Source organism: Chryseobacterium sp. SIMBA_028, assembly GCF_046535285.1.
In the GTDB taxonomy this organism is placed as follows: Bacteria; Bacteroidota; Bacteroidia; order Flavobacteriales; family Weeksellaceae; genus Chryseobacterium.
In genome coordinates this window covers 1-274 of the sequence record NZ_JAWRWZ010000256.1, presented here as the reverse complement: position 1 = coordinate 274, position 274 = coordinate 1, and the positions used below count along the sequence as shown (strand labels likewise).

General features: G+C 59.5%; 1 pseudogene. It reads right to left on the bottom strand.

Annotated features, from left to right (window positions below):
- A pseudogene (locus SCA31_RS23355) lies at positions 1-232 on the bottom strand (hypothetical protein); the annotation flags it as partial.
- Positions 233-274 lie beyond the last annotated feature (42 nt).

Sequence of the window (274 nt, the reverse complement as noted above, 5' to 3'; positions counted from 1 at the left end):
GAACGCCTTCCTTGGCCCCTTGGGCCAGGCGGTTCAGCGAAAGGTTGCAGGGCGTGATCTCGTTCCAGGAACTTGCGACGCCAATTTGCGGTTTCGCGAAGTCATCATCTCCCATGCCGACGGCGCGGAACATGCCGCGCGCAGGGGCCGCATGAATACCGTCCGTTACCACCCGGCTGCGTGGTTTGATGTCCGGCGTGTTCTCAGTGTTAATTCGGGTCGCCTCACTCATGACCAAAGTCTATGTGCACCACAAGCCCGCAGACCCTTTTCA